The 19,442-nt window shown below is 67.8% G+C and carries 17 protein-coding genes; 7 read left to right on the forward strand and 10 right to left on the reverse strand.

Annotation, left to right across the window (positions count from 1 at the left end; genetic code table 11):
- Positions 1–5: 5 nt before the first annotated feature.
- The 7 genes from AC1MFL_RS02075 to dinB form a co-directional block, all read right to left on the reverse strand.
- Entirely contained in the window at positions 6–1,664 is a 1,659-nt protein-coding gene (locus tag AC1MFL_RS02075; protein WP_479813073.1) for a UDP-N-acetylmuramoyl-L-alanyl-D-glutamate--2,6-diaminopimelate ligase, read from the reverse strand.
- A gap of 116 nt (positions 1,665–1,780) precedes the next feature.
- Positions 1,781–3,577: a peptidoglycan D,D-transpeptidase FtsI family protein gene (locus AC1MFL_RS02080; RefSeq protein WP_479813075.1), complete on the reverse strand. Its 1,797-nt coding sequence runs from the start codon at positions 3,575–3,577 to the stop codon at positions 1,781–1,783.
- A 43-nt stretch (positions 3,578–3,620) separates the two neighbouring features.
- Complete coding sequence (ftsL, locus tag AC1MFL_RS02085) at positions 3,621–4,310, reverse strand: cell division protein FtsL (RefSeq protein WP_479813077.1); 690 nt, start codon at positions 4,308–4,310, stop codon at positions 3,621–3,623.
- The gene (rsmH, locus tag AC1MFL_RS02090) at positions 4,307–5,305 is read right to left on the reverse strand and encodes a 16S rRNA (cytosine(1402)-N(4))-methyltransferase RsmH (RefSeq protein ID WP_479813078.1); all 999 of its coding nucleotides are present in this window, start codon (positions 5,303–5,305) and stop codon (positions 4,307–4,309) included. The genes ftsL and rsmH overlap by 4 nt, the downstream gene beginning before the upstream one ends.
- Positions 5,306–5,498: 193 nt before the next feature.
- The gene (gene mraZ, locus AC1MFL_RS02095; protein ID WP_226761014.1) at positions 5,499–5,927 is read right to left on the reverse strand and encodes a division/cell wall cluster transcriptional repressor MraZ; all 429 of its coding nucleotides are present in this window, start codon (positions 5,925–5,927) and stop codon (positions 5,499–5,501) included.
- 537 nt (positions 5,928–6,464) lie between these two features.
- Entirely contained in the window at positions 6,465–6,839 is a 375-nt protein-coding gene (locus AC1MFL_RS02100; protein WP_479813080.1) for a DUF3040 domain-containing protein, read from the reverse strand.
- 277 nt (positions 6,840–7,116) lie between these two features.
- Positions 7,117–8,379: a DNA polymerase IV gene (gene dinB, locus AC1MFL_RS02105; protein WP_479813082.1), complete on the reverse strand. Its 1,263-nt coding sequence runs from the start codon at positions 8,377–8,379 to the stop codon at positions 7,117–7,119.
- 74 nt (positions 8,380–8,453) lie between these two features.
- Here dinB and AC1MFL_RS02110 point away from each other — a divergent pair, with 74 nt between their 5' ends.
- A complete protein-coding gene (locus AC1MFL_RS02110) occupies positions 8,454–8,987 on the forward strand; it encodes a hypothetical protein (protein ID WP_479813084.1) in 534 nt (177 codons plus the stop codon).
- A complete protein-coding gene (locus AC1MFL_RS02115) occupies positions 8,984–10,078 on the forward strand; it encodes a polyprenyl synthetase family protein (protein ID WP_479813085.1) in 1,095 nt (364 codons plus the stop codon). Before AC1MFL_RS02110 ends, AC1MFL_RS02115 begins: the two co-directional genes overlap by 4 nt.
- A 148-nt stretch (positions 10,079–10,226) precedes the next feature.
- Here AC1MFL_RS02115 and AC1MFL_RS02120 read toward each other — a convergent pair whose 3' ends face one another.
- Positions 10,227–10,580, reverse strand: coding sequence for an Rv2175c family DNA-binding protein (locus AC1MFL_RS02120; protein ID WP_226761685.1), 354 nt, complete (start codon positions 10,578–10,580; stop codon positions 10,227–10,229).
- A gap of 303 nt (positions 10,581–10,883) precedes the next feature.
- Between AC1MFL_RS02120 and AC1MFL_RS02125 the strand changes: the two genes are divergently transcribed.
- Positions 10,884–12,260, forward strand: coding sequence for a lytic transglycosylase (locus tag AC1MFL_RS02125; RefSeq protein WP_479813087.1), 1,377 nt, complete (start codon positions 10,884–10,886; stop codon positions 12,258–12,260).
- A gap of 120 nt (positions 12,261–12,380) precedes the next feature.
- A complete protein-coding gene (locus AC1MFL_RS02130; RefSeq protein WP_479815267.1) occupies positions 12,381–14,516 on the forward strand; it encodes a Stk1 family PASTA domain-containing Ser/Thr kinase in 2,136 nt (711 codons plus the stop codon).
- 185 nt (positions 14,517–14,701) lie between these two features.
- On the opposite strand, the gene AC1MFL_RS02135 is transcribed toward AC1MFL_RS02130, so the two are convergent.
- On the reverse strand, positions 14,702–16,135 hold the full coding sequence (locus AC1MFL_RS02135; RefSeq protein ID WP_479813089.1) for a class II 3-deoxy-7-phosphoheptulonate synthase: 1,434 nt from the start codon (positions 16,133–16,135) through the stop codon (positions 14,702–14,704).
- A 79-nt stretch (positions 16,136–16,214) separates the two neighbouring features.
- Complete coding sequence (locus AC1MFL_RS02140) at positions 16,215–16,958, reverse strand: lysophospholipid acyltransferase family protein (protein WP_479813091.1); 744 nt, start codon at positions 16,956–16,958, stop codon at positions 16,215–16,217.
- Between the two features lie 111 nt (positions 16,959–17,069).
- Between AC1MFL_RS02140 and AC1MFL_RS02145 the strand changes: the two genes are divergently transcribed.
- The 3 genes from AC1MFL_RS02145 to AC1MFL_RS02155 are packed head-to-tail and all read left to right on the forward strand — an operon-like array spanning position 17,070 to position 19,319.
- The gene (locus AC1MFL_RS02145; RefSeq protein WP_479813093.1) at positions 17,070–17,894 is read left to right on the forward strand and encodes an alpha/beta hydrolase; all 825 of its coding nucleotides are present in this window, start codon (positions 17,070–17,072) and stop codon (positions 17,892–17,894) included.
- Positions 17,891–18,694, forward strand: coding sequence for an alpha/beta hydrolase (locus tag AC1MFL_RS02150; RefSeq protein ID WP_479813095.1), 804 nt, complete (start codon positions 17,891–17,893; stop codon positions 18,692–18,694). The genes AC1MFL_RS02145 and AC1MFL_RS02150 overlap by 4 nt, the downstream gene beginning before the upstream one ends.
- A complete protein-coding gene (locus AC1MFL_RS02155; RefSeq protein WP_479813097.1) occupies positions 18,687–19,319 on the forward strand; it encodes a hypothetical protein in 633 nt (210 codons plus the stop codon). Before AC1MFL_RS02150 ends, AC1MFL_RS02155 begins: the two co-directional genes overlap by 8 nt.
- Positions 19,320–19,442: the final 123 nt, after the last annotated feature.

Below are 19,442 nucleotides of genomic sequence, written 5' to 3' on the forward strand. Positions count from 1 at the left end.
TCGGTTTAGGACTCTATCCGCTGGTCTTCGAGAACGGTGAATCCCCGAGCTGTCAAGGCAGAGCGGAGCTCCACCCTGTCGTCAAGGGCGAGGTTGACGCCCTTGACTTCCTGCCAAATTTCGTGGCCCCGCCCTGCGACGAGGATGGTGTCGGCCGGGCCCGCGAGTTCCACGGCTTCCCGGATGGCGGCATCGCGGGGGAAGACCTCGATGATGCGGCAGCCCAGGTCCTCGTGTTCCTTGGCCTCCACCGCGCCTGCCAGGACGTCGGCGCGGATCCCCGCGGCGTCCTCGTCGTGCGGGTCGTCGTCGGTGACTATGACGGTGTCGGCGAGGCGCGCGGCGATGGCACCCATGGCGGGCCGCTTGCCCTGGTCGCGCTGGCCGGTGGCGCCGAAGACGATGATCACCCGGGATCCGGGCTCCGGGGAGCGTACGGCTTCGAGGGCACGGGCCAGGGCGTCCGGGTTGTGGGCAAAGTCGACCACCGCCGCGGGGGCGGTCGAAACGAGCTGCATCCGGCCGGGCACCGCAACAGTGAAGGGGTCGCCGGCGTCGAGGGCGGTCTGGACAGCGGCGGCCTCGTGGCCGCCGGCGAGCACCATGACGGTGGCCAGCGCGGCGTTCGCCACGTTGAAGCTGCCGGGCAGGCCGGTGTGGACACGCAGTTCCGTGCCGTCGCGGTGGCGGAGCACGAAATCCGTGCCGAGTCCGCGCGGGACGGGGTGGACAACCGTCCAGTCCGCTGCGGAGGCCGCGCCGCTTCCCGCGGCGGCCGGCTGGGCAGTGGCGAGGGTCGTCACGGGAATCTCCGCTGCCGCGGCAAGCTTTACACCCCAGTCGTCGTCCACCGTAACGACGGCGCTGCGGGCCCGCCCGGGGGTGAAGAGCCTCGCCTTGGTCCGGAAGTACTCCTCCATGGAACCGTGCAGGTCGAGGTGGTCTTGGGTCAGGTTGGTGAAGCCGGCGACGTCGAACACGATCCCGTCCACCCGGTGGAATGAGACGGCGTGCGAGGAGACCTCCATGGAGGCCGCGTCGAGGCCGCGTTCTCGCATCAGGGCCAGCAGGGCGTGGACATCGGTGGATTCCGGGGTCGTGAGAAGGCTGGGAATCGGTTCACCGCCGGCCAGGATCTCGATGGTTCCGATCAGCCCGGTCCGCTTCCCGAGGGCCTGCAGGAGGGCGTTGATGAAGTACGTGGTCGTGGTCTTGCCGTTGGTGCCCGTAACGCCGTACAGGGCCGGAGCAGGCGCGTCGTCCGGCCGGCTCCGGTAGATCAGGGCAGCCAGTCCGCCCACGAGGGTGCGGGGTTCCCGGGCCAGCAGCACGGGGACCGGAATGTCGTGGGAGAACGCCAGCAGGCGCGCGCCGGCGTCGTCCGTCAGCACAGCGGCCGCGCCCGCCTCCACTGCCTGGGAGACGAAGTCGGCCCCGTGGCGGGTGGCGCCGGGCAAGGCCACGTACAGGTCCCCCGGCTGGACCGTCCGGGAATTCAGGGAGATCCCCGTTACGGCAACGGAGCCGGACGCCCCTGGAACGAGGACGCCGATCGACTCACCGATGGTTGCCAGCGGCACTGCGGCAACCGCAGTGGGCCGGAAGCCCTGGGTGGAGTCCTGGCCGGACGGCGCGGAAGCGCCGGGGGCGTTGTGCTCTGACAAGTGGGTCTCCGTTGTGGTGCTAGTGGATCTTGCGCTGCGCACGGAGGCGTGCTCCGGCCCGCAGGCACTGTGGTTTGGCACTGGTTCGTGACGCCGGGTGCTGGGTGGAACGGGTGCTACTTGACGTACTGCGGCAGCCGGACGGGCTCGCCGGTGGAAGGCTCGACGTTGAACGTGCGCAGCGTCTGGCTCATCACCGAACGGAACACCGGACCGTTGGTGATTCCGTAGATGCTGCCCTTGGGCCGTTGCAGGACCACTTCAACAATAAACCGCGGATCGTCCATCGGCGCCATTCCCACCATGGAAGCGGTGTAGCCGCAGAAGCCGGGCTTGCCGTCGTCGCAGGGCGATTCCGAGGTTCCGGTCTTCGCCCCCACCCGGTAGCCGTCAATCGCGGCGTCCTTGATTTCGCCCTCGGTCACGGCGCTTTCCAGGATGTCGCGGACCTGCTGGGCGGTGTCCTTGCTGACAATCTGCCGGGGCGCCTGGACCGGAACCTTCTCCTGGGTGCCGTCCGGATTGATGTAGCTGTCAATCAGCCTCGGCTGGAGCATGACGCCGCCGTTGGCGATGCTCTGGTAGGCACGGACAGTCTGGAGGGTCGACTGGGCCACGCCCTGGCCGAAGAGGACGGTGTACTGCTGCCGGCCGTCCCATTGATCGGCCGGTGTCAGGATGCCGGGGGATTCTGCGGGCAGCCCGATGTCCGGTGCTTCGCCGATGCCGAACTTCTGCAGCCAGTCGTGGCGCTTCTCCTTGCTGAGCCGCTCGCCCACCATCACGGTGCCGGTGTTCATGGAATAGCCGATGATGCCGGCCAGGGTCCGTTCCTCAGTGCCGTGGACAAAAGCGTCGGTGAAGGTCTGGCCGTCGACGGTGTAGGTCGGCGGAACGGTGATGTGATCCAGCGGGTGGGCGGTGCCTTCTTCGATCGCGGCTGCGGCGGTGATCATTTTCTCCACCGAACCGGGCTCGTAGGCTGCCGTGACGGCCCGGACGCCGCGGTCCTTGGCGTCGGACTTGCCCGGGTCGTTGGGGTCCGGGGAGTTGGTGTCCGCCATGGCGATGATGTTGCCGGTCTTGACATCGGAGACGACTATGACGCCCCATTCGGCGCTGAGCTTGTCTTTCTGGCTCTGGATCGCCTGCTGGGCGAAGTACTGCAGGTCGGAGTTGAGAGTGAGCTTGAGGTCCTTGCCATTGACGGCGGGGGTCAGCTGGTCCACTCCGACCGGGATGCGCAGCCCGTCGGCGCCGATTTCGAAGAGCCGTTTGCCGGGGGTGCCCCGGAGGATCCCGTCCTGGGTCTGTTCAAGGCCGGCCTGTCCGGTGGTGCCGTCCCTCAGGAAGCCGACAATCCCGCCGGCCACCGACCCGTTGGGATAAACCCGCTTGGTGGTGCCCACGGTGACGATGCCGGGGATCTGCAGTTTGGAGATCCGGTCCTCGACGTCAGGCTTGAGGTCCTTGGCCACGATGTAGTACGGCCTGTCTCCGGTGAGTGCCTCCTTGACCGCGGCCATGTCCATGCCCAGCAGCGAGGCAAGCTCGGAGATGCCCTGGTCGCGGGAGACTTTGACCAGCTCATCCTTGCCCTCGTCGAACCGGCGGAACGACTCGGTTTTGGTGTTGACTCTCTGGTCCACCACAACGTTGTAGCGGATCACGCTGCTGGCCAAGACGGCGCCGTTGGCATCGAGGATGCTGCCGCGCTCGGCCGGGAGTTCTATCGGGGTAAGCCTGTTCTGGAGGGCGGCTTCGGCCATGCCCCCGACGTCGAGGCCCTGGACGAGGAACAGCTTTCCGCCGACGACGAGCAGGAGCGTCAGCATGACGCCAAGGCCCAGCCGCAGCCGCAGGGTGGCGCTTGGCGCTTTCGCCTTGCGTGCCCTGCCGGAGTTCTTTGCCACGATGTGTCCTTGCTGCTTGCCTGGCTGGTGGTCCGTCCTGCGTTTACTTTCCCGGGACCTTCTGCGCGGGGGCCGGGACCGAGCCCCCGTGGAGTTCGACAGCCGGCGGGGCCGGCACTGCGGCGGGTGCGGCTGCTGCCGCGGCGGCCGTTGCAGCTGCCGGCGCGGCGGCTGCCGGCGCGGCGGCTGCCTCGGCGGCGGGCTTGCGGTTCGCGAGCGGCTCATTGACGGTCGCGGGCGGAACGACGACGAGTTGTCCGGCTACGGCCGGCGCGGCGATGACGGCGCCGGGGGCGTCGCCCTTCACCGCGGGCTTTGCCTTGCCGCTGACCTTCAGGGTGGAGAGGTCGATCTGGCCCTTGGCCGTGGAAGCCACCATGCCCAGTTCGGTGGCCTTGGCGGCCAGGTTCTGCGGGGCGTCGAAGTTCTGCACCTGCTGGGTCAGGTCCTGGTTCTGCTTCGTCAGCGTGGACTGCTCGCTCCGCAGCTGTACCAGCTGGTACTGCGCCGTGGAGACGGAGATGTTCAGGACCAGCACTGCCATCAGGGCGACGGCGAGGAGGCCAAAGCAGAGCACGACGAACGGGGCGCGGCGCTTGCGCGGGGCTGAGCGCACCAGCGAGAGCGGGGTGCGCGCCTTCCGGTCCGGGCCGGTGCCGGGGGTGATCCCGGGCAGGGCGCGGGCCGTCGCTTCTGTGGCAACGGGGAATCTGCTGACAGCTGCGGTGCTCATGCGGCCCTCCTGGCTTTGATGCGTTCCACGGCGCGGAGCCGGGCGGATGCGGCGCGTGGGTTCTCGGCGATTTCGGCGGCGGTGGGCACCTCGGTGCCCTTCGTCAGGGATTTCAGCTCTGCCTTGTGCTCTTCCAGTTCCACCGGGAAACCCAGTGGTGCGGAGGATCTGGACCCGGCTTGGAAGAAGCCCTTGACGATCTTGTCCTCCAGCGAGTGGTAGGACATCACGACGACGCGGCCGCCGACGGCGATCGCGTCGATGGCCGCGGGGATGGCGCGTTCCAGGACGTCCAGCTCTTCGTTGACCTCGATCCGGAGCGCCTGGAAGGTGCGCTTTGCGGGGTGTCCGCCGGATTTTGCCGCGCCGGCGGGTACGACTCCGCGGATCTGTTCCACGAGCTCACCCGTGGTGGTGAAGGGCTTCACGGCCCGAGCGGTGACGATCCGGTTGGCGATGCGGCCGGCAAACTTCTCTTCGCCCCACTTCCGGATGATCCGGACCAGATCCTCTTCGCTGTAGTTGTTGACGACGTCGGCGGCGGTCTGGCCGCGGCTCGTGTCCATCCGCATGTCCAGGGGCGCGTCGAAGGAGTAGGCGAAACCGCGCTCCCGTTCGTCCAGCTGGAGCGAGGAGACCCCAAGGTCCATGAGGACTCCGTGGACTTCGTCGAAACCGAGGTCCGCCAGGACCTCGGGGATTTCGTCGTACACGGCGTGAACGAGGTCGATCCGGTTGGCGTAGGGCTGGAGGCGCTCCCCGGCGAGGGCCAGGGCTTCTTCATCACGGTCGATGCCGATCAGGTGCAGATCCGGGAAACGCTGCAGCATCGCCTCGGCATGGCCGCCCATGCCCAGGGTTGCGTCGATGGCCACGGGGGTCTCCCCTCTGCTGCGCGCCGCTTCGAACCCGGGTGCCAACAAATTGATGCACCGGTCCTTGAGAACCGGTACATGGCGTTCAGACGTAGGCTTCGACTGGTCAGGGTCCGTCATACCTGCGTCCTTTCGTTGTCCGGCTGATTCGTTGGAGTGCGGCTGCTGCGCGTGCCGCTTCTTAATCCAGATCCCCATCCGCGCCTATCCTGCGTCCGCCTGGCTCCGGGGAAGTGAGCCAGGAAAACAGCCGGATGGGCGGCTGGAGATCTCAATCAAGAATCGTGCCGTGCTGCTTGGTGCGTGTGGGGCTTCAGAAGATCCCCGGTATTGCGTCGTCGGTCTCCGAGAAGGCCGTCTCCTTTTCGGCGAGGTACTCGTTCCATGCCTGGGCGTCCCAGATCTCGGCACGGGTTCCTGCACCAATGACGGCCAGTTCCCTTCCGAGTCCTGCGTACTCCCGGAGCGCCGGCGGAATCGTCACGCGCCCCTGCTTGTCAGGTACCTCGTCGGAGGCTCCAGAGAGGAAGACCCGGATGTAGTCGCGAGCTTGCTTGCTGGAGAGTGGAGCCTCCCGCATTTGCTCGTGAACACGGCCGAACTCCGCTTCACTGAAGACGTAGATGCAGCGTTCCTGGCCCCTTGTGAGCACCAGGCCGCCGGCAAGCTCCTCTCGGAACTTCGCGGGAAGGATGATCCGACCTTTTTCGTCCAGACGCGGCGAATGTGTGCCGAGAAACACGGCCCACCGCCCGTCTGTTCGCAGGAAGCCCAACGTCCCCCGTGCTGCCACTACCCTCTTACGTCCTCCACATTACTCCACATCCCTCCACAGTCAACGACACGCCGAACGTTTCTGCGTCAACTTGTGCTGCAAGCCGGACCGGGCTCCCCGCAATGGCAGGGATCCGGGCCTGGTGGGGCGCAGTGGAGGGGACCGGGGGGCCCGGGGGCGCGGGGGCGCGCGGCGGCGGCGTGCGGCGGCCCGGGCAGGGCAGGGCCCGGGGCCGGGCAGGGCAGGGCCCGGGCAGGGCAGGGCCCGGGCAGGGCAGGGCCTGGGGGCCGGGCAGGGCAGGGCCCGGGCAGGGCAGGGCCCGGAGAGGGCCTCGGAGGAGGGCACTGCGGGGCTCTGTCCGGCGACGAACGCCGTGGCCTGCCGTCGTTAACGGCAAAAGACCCGCCGAAGCGGGTCTTTTGTGCCACGGGGGTCCAGCCGTGGTGGAAAGTGGAGGGCGCTACTGGAGGTCGGGTGCTGGAGCGCGGGTGCGCCGCCGGGCGGTCAGGACTCCCCGCGGTGCCTCTCGTCCCAGCGTTCCTCAAGATTGCTCATGAACGAACTCCTGGGCTTCCCGGATTTCCGGGCTGCCCCTCCGGCTTTGGCTTTGCCCACGGCCGCACCGCGCATGGTTGCGTAGTACACGCCCGCGCCCATAACGACGAAGCCAAGGACTCCTACGAAGATGTTCTGGATCGTCACGCCAAAGAGCAGTAGCACGACGCCGGCGAGGGTCGCCAGGACGCCGATCACCAGATGGCGGGTTGAGAATGAACGTCCTGCGTCCGAGCCCATCGTGCTGGCGAACTTGGGATCGTCCTCATGCAGCTGCTTCTCAAGTTGCTCCAGCAACTTCTGTTCGTGCTCCGAGAGCGGCATCACGACCTCCTTAAGTAGGCCAACGTCCAGACTGACGCGGCCAGTGTCACTAAACCCACAACGTGCGGGATTCCCGTGTGGTTCCCAATGGCCGTCGTTGGTCGAATTGGGGATACCACAGCCCCTTCAGGGGCGATCAGCTGGTCATGCATCAGTCCGAACGCTCGATCCAGTCGTACTAAATCTACGTATAAATAAGGATAGTTTGTCGCGCCCTGTTCTGAAAGATGCCTAACGTCCTCTTGACTTCATCCAGGAGTGAAGGGGATCTCCAGGGTCAGCCCGGGTTGCCCCCGGGGTCCAACAGCCGTGCCGGAAGCACCGATTTGGTGCCAAACTTGCGGGTCACCTGGTCCAGGACCTGCTCGGCGGCGCGCCAGTTGTCATCCCTGCGGTCAAGGCTCAACTGCAGGGGCGCCTGGGCGGCCTCCTCGAGCTGTTCGGCCCTGATTCCCACGAGCCGGACGGTCATGGGGCGGTCCCCGACTGATTCGAGCAGCTGGACGGCGACGGCGTACAGCAGCTGGGCGCTGTCGATCGGGGTGCTGACGGTCCGGCTGCGGGTGATTGTGGAGAAGTCCGCGTAGCGCAGCTTAAGGGCCACGGTGCGGGCGTGCATGCCGGCGCTGCGGAGCCGCTCCGCCGTCCGGTGCGAGAGGCGCAGCAGTTCCCGGTGCAGCAGTGCCTCGTCCGCGGTGTCCACCGCGAAGGTCTCCTCCGCGCCGATGCTCTTCTCCAGCCGGACCGGGGTTACCGGGCGGGGGTCAATCCCCCACGACAGGCGGTAGACGTGCTCCCCGGAGGCACCGAGCACCTTCCGGAGGGACGGCAGCGGGGAGGCCGCGACGTCCGCGACGGTCCGGATGCCCATCCGCGAGAGCACCTCGACGGTCTTGGCCCCGACACCCCAGAGGGCACTGACGGGCAGGCTGTGCAGGTACGGGACCGTCTCTTCCGGGCCGATGAGCAGGAGGCCGTTCGGCTTGCACCGGGTGGAAGCAATCTTCGCTACGAACTTGCTGGCGGCAATCCCCACGGACGCGGTGATGCCCAGCTCGCTGCGGACACGGGTGCGGATGAGTTCACCGATCCGGCGGGGCGGACCCAGCCGGCGGATCGCTCCCCCGACGTCGAGGAAGGCCTCGTCCACGCTGAGGGGCTCCACGAGTTCGGTAATCGACCCGAAGATGTCCATGATCTGGCCCGACACCTCGTAGTAGAGCTTGTGCCGGGGCTCGATAACGACGGCGGAGGGACACATCCGCATGGCAACCACCATCGGCATCGCTGACTTGACGCCAAAGCGCCGCGCTTCGTAGGAGGCGGACAGTACGACGGAACGGTCGGCGGGGTAACCCACGATAACGGGCCTGCCGACGAGTGCCGGACGGGTGCGCAGTTCCACGGAGACAAAGAATGCATCCATGTCCACGTGCATGATGCTGCTCCGCCGGAGCTCGCGCAGGTGGGCCTCGCTGGGCCGTCCGGCTGCGTCGTGGGGAGGCTGCTCCCGCTGCTGTTTATCCTGGTCCGGCCGCACGACTTCAATCCTATGCCCCGGGACTGACTAAACTGGAGGCTGAATCCGGCGTCAACCCCAGGAGGAAAGTCCCTGTGAAGGTATTTGGACCGAGCAAACGTGCTGCGGCAGCTGTTCTGGCGGCGGGCACGCTGATGGCCCTGGCCGCATGCACGCCCGCCAACCCCGGGACCGCTTCCTCGGGCTCCCCGTCAGCTTCGGCTGCGCCCACCGCGGCGCAGCCTTCCACCTCGGCGCCGGCCAGCCCCTCCGCCGAGCCCGGCACATCGGCCACCGTCGGCGCCATGGTGCCCGGCTTCCCGGAGAAGCTTCTGCCGGTGATGCCGGGGGCGAAGGTTGTTTCCAGCAGCTTTGACAAGACCACGGCACCCGCGACGGTGGCGCTGGTAGGCAGCATCTCCGCTCCCGCGGCCGAGGTGCTCGCCTTTTATACGAAGGAACTGGTTGCCCAGGGCTTTACGGCCGTTCCCGGGGAAACGGTGGGAGCGGTGCCGTCCAAGGACTTCCTCCGCGGCAACAACGAAACGGTCAACATCTCGGTGGTGGAATCCGCCGGCGTTTCCACCTTCACCATCGGTGCGAACGTCGCCGCCGAGTCCGTCAAGTGACGCTCGCGGAGCAGTTGCGCCTGGAGCAGGCCGCGTTCGTTGCCGCCGTCGCCGGAAAGCTCACAGATTTCCTCACGACCCGCCAGTCCGTGATGTCCTCGATCTCCCCGGACATTGATCCGCTGATGGGATCCATCTCGAACCTGGTCACGGGCGGAAAACGGATGCGGGCCCTTATGTGCTACTGGGGCTGGCGGGGCGCCGGCGGGGAGGCCGGAGCCAACGAGGTGGTGACCGCGGGTTCCGCGCTGGAACTCTTCCAGGCCGCGGCCCTGATCCACGACGACATCATCGACCGCTCGGACACCCGCAGGGGCGGGCCCAGTGTGCACCGGCGCTTCAGCGAGCTGCACGAGACGCAGGGCTGGGCGCTGGACAGCGAACGGTTCGGCCACGCTGCCGCTATCCTGACCGGCGACCTCTGCCTGTCCTTCAGCGAGGAATCGTTTACCGAAATCGGGGAGAGTGCAGCTTCCGGGAGCCGGGCACGGCTCATCTTCAACCTGATGCGCGCCGAGGTCATGGCAGGCCAGTACCTGGACATCCTCGAGGAAGTCGCCGGGCCCAAGCGGGACCGCGCCGGAGCCGTCAGCCGCGCCCAGTCCATCATCCGCTTCAAGTCCGCCAAGTACTCCACGGAACATCCGCTGGCTTTGGGCGGCGCCCTGGCCGGCGCCCACGACGAGCTGCTGCGCGGATACTCGGCGTTCGCCCTCCCGCTGGGCGAGGCCTTCCAGCTCCGCGACGATGTCCTGGGAGTCTTCGGCGATCCGGTGACCACAGGCAAACCAGCGGGGGACGATCTCCGTGAAGGAAAACGGACCGTGCTGATCGCCTTCGCCCTGGACCTGGCCAGCCCTGCCGAATCGGCCTTCATCGACGCCAAGCTGGGGAGCCCCGGGCTGGTCGATGCCGACGTGGACGAGATCCGCCGGATCATCTCCGATTGCGGCGCGCTCCAGGCGACCGAAGTACTGATCGAGGACTTCGGCCGCGCAGCCTTCTCTGCCCTGGATCTGCTGCCGCTGGAGGAACTGCCCAAGACGGCGCTCCGGAAGCTGGCCGAGGCCACCGTCAGCCGCGCGGCCTGAGCCGCCCGCAACCCGGTTGCACCGCCAGACCCTGCTGTACCCCAAACACTGCCGCACCGACAGCGCAGGCCCCGCACCTGGTATTCACGGTACGGGGCCTGCGTAAATCAAGGACTGCGCCAGTAAAACATCGGTGGGTAGCCGGCGGCTACCAGGCCAGGGACTGCGCCCGGCGCCGGATCTCCGTTTTGCGCCCCTCACGCAGGGCATCGATCGGACGGCCGCGCAGGGATTCGTCCGCGGTAAACAGCCAGGTGATGAGTTCCTCGTCGGAATAGCCTGCGTCCGCGAGAACAACGATCGTCCCCTTGAGGCTGTCGACAGGATGGCCATCCTGGATGAAGTCGGCAGGAACGCAGCGGATCCGGCGCTCACCAACACGCAATGCCGCCAGCGCACGTTCGTCAAGGAGCGCATGGACCTTTGTAATCGAAACGTTCAGAAGCTGTGCGACATCGGGCAGGGGCAGCCATTCGCCCACAAGGCTTTCTACATTACTCACGGATCAAGATTGCCATGCCGGGAGCCTCACCGCCTAGTCGGCACCCACCCGACAAGGGGAACCCGGTGCCCGCCCTATCAATGCAGACCGTCCGGGCGCCTCGTTCCGGCCGCGTCGCCGGCTCCCCCACCGACACTCCGGCAACCCTCTTTGCGGAATGTCAAACAATTCTTGTGCTAATTCCCAATTCATGAGAGATTCACATAGACCACATTTGTAACAGTAATCACTTGAGTCACACTGTTAACATGAGTAATGCCGGCCAGACCCGCAGCGTTCGCCGCTGAGAAGAGGACCTTTCCCATGACGACCTCACGTTCGCCAAAGCCCACTGCGAGGCACAGCCTGCCGATGATAGCGGCTACGACGGCGGCCCTTCCGGCCGTCGTTCTTTCTTCTTTGGCGATGGCGCAGCCGGCTGCGGCGGAATCCCGGCCCCGGGTCATCCCCGCCACACTGGCTGCTGCCATGCAGGCCCAGGCCCAGTTCCAGTCGGCCCGCCCGCTCGCTTTGGCCCTGATTCCGGCCGGATCCGTCCCGTCGGCCGTCCCCTCCGCATTCCGCCCTGCCCAGGTCGCTGCCCCGGCGGAGTACACAGTCGCCCGCGGTGACACCATCAGCGCGATCGCCGGGAAGTTCGGTCTGGACACCTCCGCCGTCCTGGCGTTGAACGAGTTGCAGGCGAACACGATCATCTACCCCGGGCAGAAGATCAAGCTCGACGCTCCGGACGCAGCGCCGGAACCGGAGGCTCCGGCCCCGACGGCGGCCGCTGCCGCCGGCAGCGTCTACACCGTGAAATCGGGCGACACCCTCGGCGCCATCGCGGCACGCCTTGGCGTCAAGCTCTCCGAGGTCTTCGGCTGGAACGGGCTCAACCTGGGTTCCATCATCTACCCCGGCCAGCAGATCAAGATCGGCAGTGGCACTGCAGCGCCCGCGCCGTCGGCTCCGGCCGCTCCCGCCCCGGTGGCGCCGGCCTCGACCCCGGCCGCCCCCGCCTCGGGTTCCTACACCATCAAGTCCGGCGACACGCTCTCCGGCATTGCGGCCCGGAACGGCGTCAAGCTCGCCGATGTCCTCTCCGCCAACCGGCTGACGATGAGCAGCATCATCTACCCCGGCCAGAAGCTCGCGCTTCCGGGCGCGTCCATCGCCCCGGCTTCCACACCGCCCGCGGCGACTGTCACGCCGCTCGTCCCGAGCACCTTCCTCGGCTTCACCTACCCGGCCGCCGTGGTCAACTCGGCCAACGAAAACAAGGCCCTGCTGAACGCCTCGCCGGTGCCCAGCCGGGAGGAAATGAAGACGATCGTGGCGGACACCGCCCGCCGCATGGGCGTAGATCCGTCCCTGGCACTGGCCTTCGCCTACCAGGAATCGGGATTCAACCACCGTTCGGTCTCCCCCGCCAACGCCATCGGCACCATGCAGGTCATCCCGTCCTCCGGCGGGTGGGCTTCAGACCTCGTGGGGCGCCCGCTGAACCTGCTGGACCCGTACGATAACGTCACGGCCGGCGTCGCGATCATCCGCCAGCTGGTGCGCACCAGCGCGGACCTCGACACGGCCATCGCGGGGTACTACCAGGGCCAGTATTCGGTCAGCAAGTACGGCATGTACGACGACACCAAGCAGTACGTGGCATCCATCAAGGCACACCAGAGGACCTTCAGCTAAGGAGCCCCGGACAGCCGCGGCCGCAGCAACCACCCGCTCCGGCCGGGTGCTGGAGCATAACGATAAGGGCCCGGATCGCTTGTCGATTCGGGCCCTTATCCGTGCAGCGATTAGGATCGTATAGTGCAGGATTACTCGTCGGACCCTCTCGTTGGCACTCTGGTGGATGGCCGGTACCTGATTCAGTCCAGGCTCGCCAGCGGCGGGATGTCCACTGTCTATGTGGCCACCGACCGCCGTCTGGAGCGCGATGTGGCGCTGAAGGTGCTGCACCCCCACATGGCCGGAGACCCGCAGTTCCTTGACCGTCTGGGCCGCGAGGCCAAGGCCGCCGCCCGGCTGTCGCACCCCCATGTCGTGGGGGTGCTGGACCAGGGCGAGGATGACCGGGTGGCCTACCTGGTGATGGAGTACATCAAGGGCCACACCCTGCGCGATGTGCTCAAGGAGAAGGGCGCGCTCCCGCCGCGCCTGGCCCTGGCGCTGATCGATCCGGTCGTCGAGGGGCTGGGAGCGGCCCACAACGCCGGCCTCATTCACCGTGACATCAAGCCTGAAAATGTGCTGATCGCCGACGACGGGCGGATCAAGCTCGGCGACTTCGGACTCGCCCGGGCCATCTCGACGTCGACCAGCACCGGGGCCCTGATTGGCACCGTGGCGTACCTGTCCCCCGAACTGGTGCTGGGCCGGCAGGCCGACGCCCGCAGTGACATCTACTCGGTGGGGATCATGCTCTACGAGATGATCACCGGGCGGCAGCCGTTCGACGGCGAGGTTCCCATCCAGGTCGCCTACCAGCACGTCAACTCAACCGTCGGCGCCCCCTCGGCGCTGGTTCCGGGACTCGCCGGCGAAATCGACGAACTCGTCCAGTGGTGCACCGCCAACGACCCCGATAAACGCCCCGTCGACGGCAACGCCCTGCTCTCCGAGCTCCGGCACATCCGGACGAACCTCAGCGACGCCGAACTCGACCTGCAGCCGCCCGGAGCGCGTCCGGCCCTGCCGGTTGTTCCGCCCGCCCCCAGTCCGCCGGCCCGGCGCCCTGGTGGGGCCCCTGATCCGCGCACCGTCGAGGGCGCCACCGAAGTCATCGGCGCCCGGCAGCAGCCCACGGAATTCATTGCCCGCGGCAGCAACCCCACCACCGTAATGTCCGCTGCCCCGCGCCACCCCGGCTACGGCCCACTGTCCGCCCCGGACGAGGCACCGTACCCCGGCGGGCAGTTCGACGGGCAGTTTGACCAGGGGCCCGGATCCGCAGTTCCTGCCAGCAAACGGGCCCAGCGCAAGCAAGACCGTGACGAGGAGAAGGCGCGCCAGAAGGCCGCGGCCACACCGGTCCGGAGCCTGCGCGAGGGAAGCCCGCGGCGCCGCGGCCTGCTCTGGATCCTCGTGCTGGTCATCGCGGCGCTGCTGGCCGGCGGCGCGGGCTGGTTCTTCGGCATGGGTCCCGGCTCCCCCGGCACGATCCCGGAACTCGCGAACAAGACCGTCGCCGAGGCCCAGCAGCTCCTCCGCACGGCCGGTTTCCAGTCCACCACCAAGGACGTCTTCGACGACGGCGTCGCCCCCGGCGTGGTGGTCGGATCCGAACCTGCGGCCGGGGAGGTCATCCGGAAGTTCCAGCCGGTCTCCCTGGCAGTCTCCAAGGGCCCCGAGCTGTTTCCGCTGCCGGAACTGACCGGGAAGTCCCTGGACGACGCGAAGACGGCCCTCAACGGCGCGGGCATGGCCCTGGGGCAGATTGCTGAAACTTTCGATGAGTCCGCCCCCGCCGGCACGGTTCTAGCCCAGGCACCGCGCAGCGGCAACCCGGTCCGGCACGGCACCCCCGTGGACCTCACCGTGTCCAAGGGCCCGCAACCCATCCCGGTCCCGGACGTGCGCGGCCAAGAGCAGGGTGACGCGGTCAAAGCCATCAACGCCGCCGGCCTGAAAGCCGTGGTCGCTCCCGAGACCGCCTTCGACCGCACTGTGCCCAAGGGCTCCGTGGTGGCGCAGGACCCGGCTTCCGGCAATCTGACCAAGGGCGGAACCGTGACCCTGACCGTTTCCAAGGGCCCGAAGCTCGTCCAGGTGCCAAGTTTCATCGGGAAACAGGCCTCGGAGGCCCAGAAAGCCTTGGAGAAACTCGGCTTCAAGGTCAAGATCGACGACATCCTGGGCGGATTCTTCGGAACGGTCCGCGCCCAGGATCCGGTGAACACGAGCGTCCCCGAAGGCTCGACGATCACCCTGACCGTGGTTTAACGTTGGCCTAACGTTGGCCTGACCGGCCCCTGCTGCCCGGCGGCCCCGGCGGCTCGGGCGGCCAGGCGGCTCCGAAGCCGCCCCAGCCCCCGCCCCCGACGCCCGCCCAGCGCGGGCCCGGTCCACAGAAAAGCTCCGCCCGGCTGGTTCAGCCGGGCGGAGCTTTTTTGTTGCGGGCTCTTTGTTTAGTGCTTGGAGAGTGCCCCGGCCACCAGGAAAGCCATCTCGAGGGACTGCATGTGGTTCAGGCGGGGATCGCAGACGGATTCGTACCGGTCCAGGAAGGACTCCTGGTCCACCGGATCGGCGCCGCCCAGGCACTCGGCGACGTCGTCGCCGGTCATCTCAACGTGCAGGCCACCCGGGACCGTGCCGAGCGCGTGGTGGACCTCGAAGAAGCCGCGCACCTCGTCAATGACGTCGTCGAAGTTGCGGGTCTTGTAGCCGTTCGGCGAGGTGACCGTGTTGCCGTGCATGGGGTCGGTGACCCAGAGGACCTGGGCGCCGGACGCGGTAACCCGCTCCACGATCGGGGGCAGCTTCTCGCGGATGTTGCCGGCACCCATCCGCGTGATGAAGGTCAGGCGGCCGGGTTCGCGATCCGGATCCAGCTTGTCGATCAGGCGCAGCGCGTCGTCGCCGCTGGTGCCCGGGCCAAGCTTGACGCCGATCGGGTTGCGCACCCGGGAGAGGAAGTCGACGTGGGCGTGGTCCAGTTCGCGGGTCCGCTCACCGATCCAGAGGAAGTGCGCGGAGGTGTCGTACGGGAAGCCGGTGCGGGAGTCGATGCGGGTCAGTGCGCGTTCGTAGTCCAACAGCAGCGCCTCGTGGCTGGCGTAGAACTCGACACGCTTGAGCGCCTCGAAGTCCGCCCCGCAGGACGCCATGAACTTGATGGCACGGTCGATATCCCGGGCCAGGGACTCGTAGCGCGCGTGGGCGGGGTTCTCGGTGAAGCCCTTGTTCCACTGGTGTACCAGCCGCAGGTCCGCGAAACCGCCCTGGGTGAACGCGCGGATCAGGTTCAGGGTGGAGGCGGAGGTGTGGTAGGCCTTGAGCATCCGGCTGGCGTCATGCGCGCGGGATTCCGGCGTGAAGTCGTAGCCGTTGACGATGTCGCCGCGGTAGGCCGGGAGTGTGACGCCGTCGCGGGTCTCGTCGTTGGAGGAGCGCGGCTTGGCGAACTGCCCCGCCATCCGGCCCATCTTGATGACCGGCATGGCGGCGCCGTAGGTCAGGACGACCGCCATCTGAAGGATGGTCCGGACGCGGGCGCTGATCTTGTCCGCCGTGGCCGCCTCGAACGTTTCCGCGCAGTCGCCGCCCTGGAGCAGGAAGGCCTTGCCCTGTGCCGCGGCAGCGAGCCGTTCGCGCAGGATGTCCACTTCGCCGGCGAAGACGAGGGGCGGGAGTACGGAAAGTTCCTTGACGGACGCCTCGAAGACGGCTTTGTCCGACCAGCTCGGCTGCTGGGAGGCCGGCAACTCCCGCCAGTGGTCCAGGCCGGGATAGTTGGCGGCACCGCTCTGGGCGGTGCTGGTCAGGGCGGAACCCGCCAGGGGCGAGCCATTCGGGGAACTGTTCAGGGGGAGGGCCGTAGCCGCAGATAGCTCAGTCACCCTCTAAGGATAGTTGCCTCCGTGGCGATCGTCAGACCCGCGCCGTCATTGACTGCGCCGGTGCCGTCACACGGTCCGCTCACACACTCCCGGGTGCTGCGGGGCCGGTGCCGGCGGGGCCGTCCTCCGGCACCTCGGTGGCTTTCCGGGCGAGCCGGAGCTTGACGACGGCGGCGTACTCGTCGACGTACTCCTGGCCGGAGAGGCGCATCAGTTCGTACATGATTTCGTCGGTCACGGACCGCTGGATCAGCCGGTCATTCTCCATGCCGTAGTAGCGGCTGAAGTCCAGCGGCTCACCGAAGATCATCCCGATGCGCCGGATATTGGGCATTCTTTTGCCGATCGGCTGGACCTTGTCCGTGCCGATCATCGCGACCGGGATCACCGGGACCCGGGCCTGCAGCGCCAGCCGCGCCACCCCCACCTTGCCGCGGTACAGCCGGGAGTCCGGGCTGCGGGTTCCCTCGGGGTAGATGCCCAGGAGCGAACCGTTCTTCAACACGTCCATGCCGGCATCAAGCGAGCGGGCGGACGCGGCCCCGCCGGAGCGGTCCATCGGAAGCTGGTTGGTGAGCCGGAAGAAGGTGGCCGTGAGCCTGCCTTTAATCCCCTTGCCGGTGAAGTACTCCGATTTCGCGAGGAACACGACGGGCCGGGGCACCATGAGCGGCATGAAAATGGAATCGGAGAAGGAGAGATGGTTGGAGGCCAGAATGGCGGCGCCTTCGGCGGGGACGTTGTCCAGGCCCTTGACCCAGGGCCTGAAAAGCGTCTTCAGGACAGGTCCGAGAACGAACGTCTTCATGAACCAATAAAACACGTGGTGTACCTCTCCGGAAGGCGTCTGGCGGGCCCCGCATCGGACCCGGCCAGCACTTCAATGACACCCTACTCTAGTGAGTTTTGTCCGGAAGAGTGACACGATGGGCTCATGACCGGAAGCAGCACTCCCCTGGCGCCCGCGGCGTTCAATTATCCGGGCCACGGCAGCAATGCGGGCATCGGCGTGGCCCTCTGCCACGGCTTCACCGGCAGCCCCCTGAGCGTCCTGCCCTGGGCCGAGCATCTGGCCCGGCAGGGCTTCGCCGTGTCGGTCCCGCTGCTGCCGGGGCACGGCACCGACTGGCGCGACCTGGCCCGCTGCGGCTGGCAGGACTGGTACCGGGCCTTCGAGACGTCCTACCTTGAACTCGCCGCCGGAACCCGGGAATGCTACGTCGCCGGACTGTCCATGGGCGGCACCATCGCCCTGCGCACTGCGGCCCGCCACGACGTTGCCGGAGTCGCCGTCGTCAATCCGGGGCTGAGCTTCTACGACCGCCGGGTGCGCTATATCGGCCTTTGGAAGCACTTCCAGCGCACCACCGTTCCCGCCCAGGAAGCCAACCCAACGGCGTCGGCCACCGCGGACGGCGACTACTCTCTCACCCCGCTGGAAGCCGTCCACCAATTGAGCCGGCTCTTCCGGGCGGCACTGCGGGAACTGCCCGCCGTCGCCGCTCCGGCGCTCGTGTTCAAGTCCGCGGCGGACAGCGTGGTGCCGCCCTCCTCGGTCGAACTGCTGCGGAACCGTCTGGGCTCGCGCGAGCTTGAGGTGGTCAGTTTGCCGGACAGCGGGCATGTGGCCACGCTCGACGTCGATGCCCCCCTGATCTTCGAACAGTCCACCCGGTTCTTCCTGCACCATGCGGCCGCCGGACATCAGCCCGCGTCGCCACCAGGGAAGACCGCCCCTTCAGCCCCGGAGACCCCATGACCATCCCCCTGGACCACACGCCGTTCAGCAGCCCGTTCACCGGAACCGGGCCCCGCACCGGAGTCCTGGTCTCGCACGGTTTCACCGGCAGCCCGCACGGCGTGCGGGACTGGGCCAGGTCGCTGGCCGACGCCGGCTACGCCGTGCGGATGCCGCTCCTGCCGGGGCACGGCACCAGCTGGCAGGAACTGTCCCGGACGCGCTGGCAGGAATGGCACTCGGCGCTCGACGCCGCCTACCTCGACCTGGCCGGGGACTGTGAGCAGGTGGTGGTGGCCGGGCTGTCCATGGGCGGGGCGCTGGCGCTGCGGATAGCCGCCACCCGCCCGGTGGCGGGGGCCGTTCTGGTCAACCCCGGCCTCGTCATCGACGATCCCCGCGCCCCGCTGGCCGGCATCCTGAAATTCGTGCTCAAGAGCACCCCCGCGATCGCCAACGACATCCTCAAGGAGGGCATCGACGAGGGCGCCTACGCCCGGACACCGGTTGCCGCGGCGCACGAGCTGAACAAAATGTTCAAGGACACCCTGCGGCTGCTCCCGCGGATCACTGCTCCCGTGCGCGTGTACCGCTCGGCAGTGGACCATGTGGTCTCCGAGTCGAGCATGGTGGCCCTGCGCCGCGGCCTGACCCACGCCCCGCTGGAGGTGGTCCGGCTGGAAAACAGCTACCACGTGGCTACGATGGACAACGACGCGCCCCTGATCTTCCGCGGCTCGGCCGAATTCATCCGGTCGCTGGTTGCGGGAGACCCTCCGGACGCCGCCCACGCCAGCCAAAAGGACACGTCAGATGACTAGACCGGACCCCAACGCTCCGGACCCGGATTCCAGCGCCAACCAGGAGGACGCCGTCTGGCTGGATCTGGTCGCCAGGCTGGAGGGCAGGGACCAGGGCGCAAACCCGGGCCCCGCGGAAACCCGTGAGGCCGCCGAAGGCCCGGAGCTGCCGAAGGTGCCCGTCACGGACGGCGCGGGGGCCGACAGTGCCGCAGTGCCCCGGCCGTTCAGCGACTTCGACCCGCTGGGGCTTGCCGCCGGGGTGCCGATTGAACTCTCCGCCGAGGAGCGGCTGGCACGGGGCGAGGCCGCCGTGGGCGCCTTAGAGGGTCCGGCCGCGGCCGGTGGCCAGGACGGTGGACCGGGCCCGCGTGACTATGAAGCCTCGGACGACGACCCGTTCGGGCCGGGCGAGTTCGTGCCGGAGGAACCTCCCAGCCTCGCCGGAACCGACCCGCTGACCGTACTGGCCTGGCTCGGTGCCGTCGGTGGTCCCGTGGCCCTGCTGCTTTCTGCGATGTTCTGGCGCTCCGCACCGCTGATGGCCATCCTCGGAATGGTCGCCGCCTTCGCAGCCTCGCTGGTGTTCCTGATCATGAAACTGCCGGGCGAAAAGGATGAGCACGACGACGGCGCCCGCATCTAACTGATTCCCTCGCGTTCGGGCGCTTTCCATGGCGTCCGGGCGCCACCCGGGCCGCCGCGGGGGGCGCCGGCTCACGGCGGCGCCCACTGGCGCCTGACGCCCCGTTTCCTGCCGGTGGCAGGC

This window comes from Arthrobacter sp. BG3 (assembly GCF_056680185.1).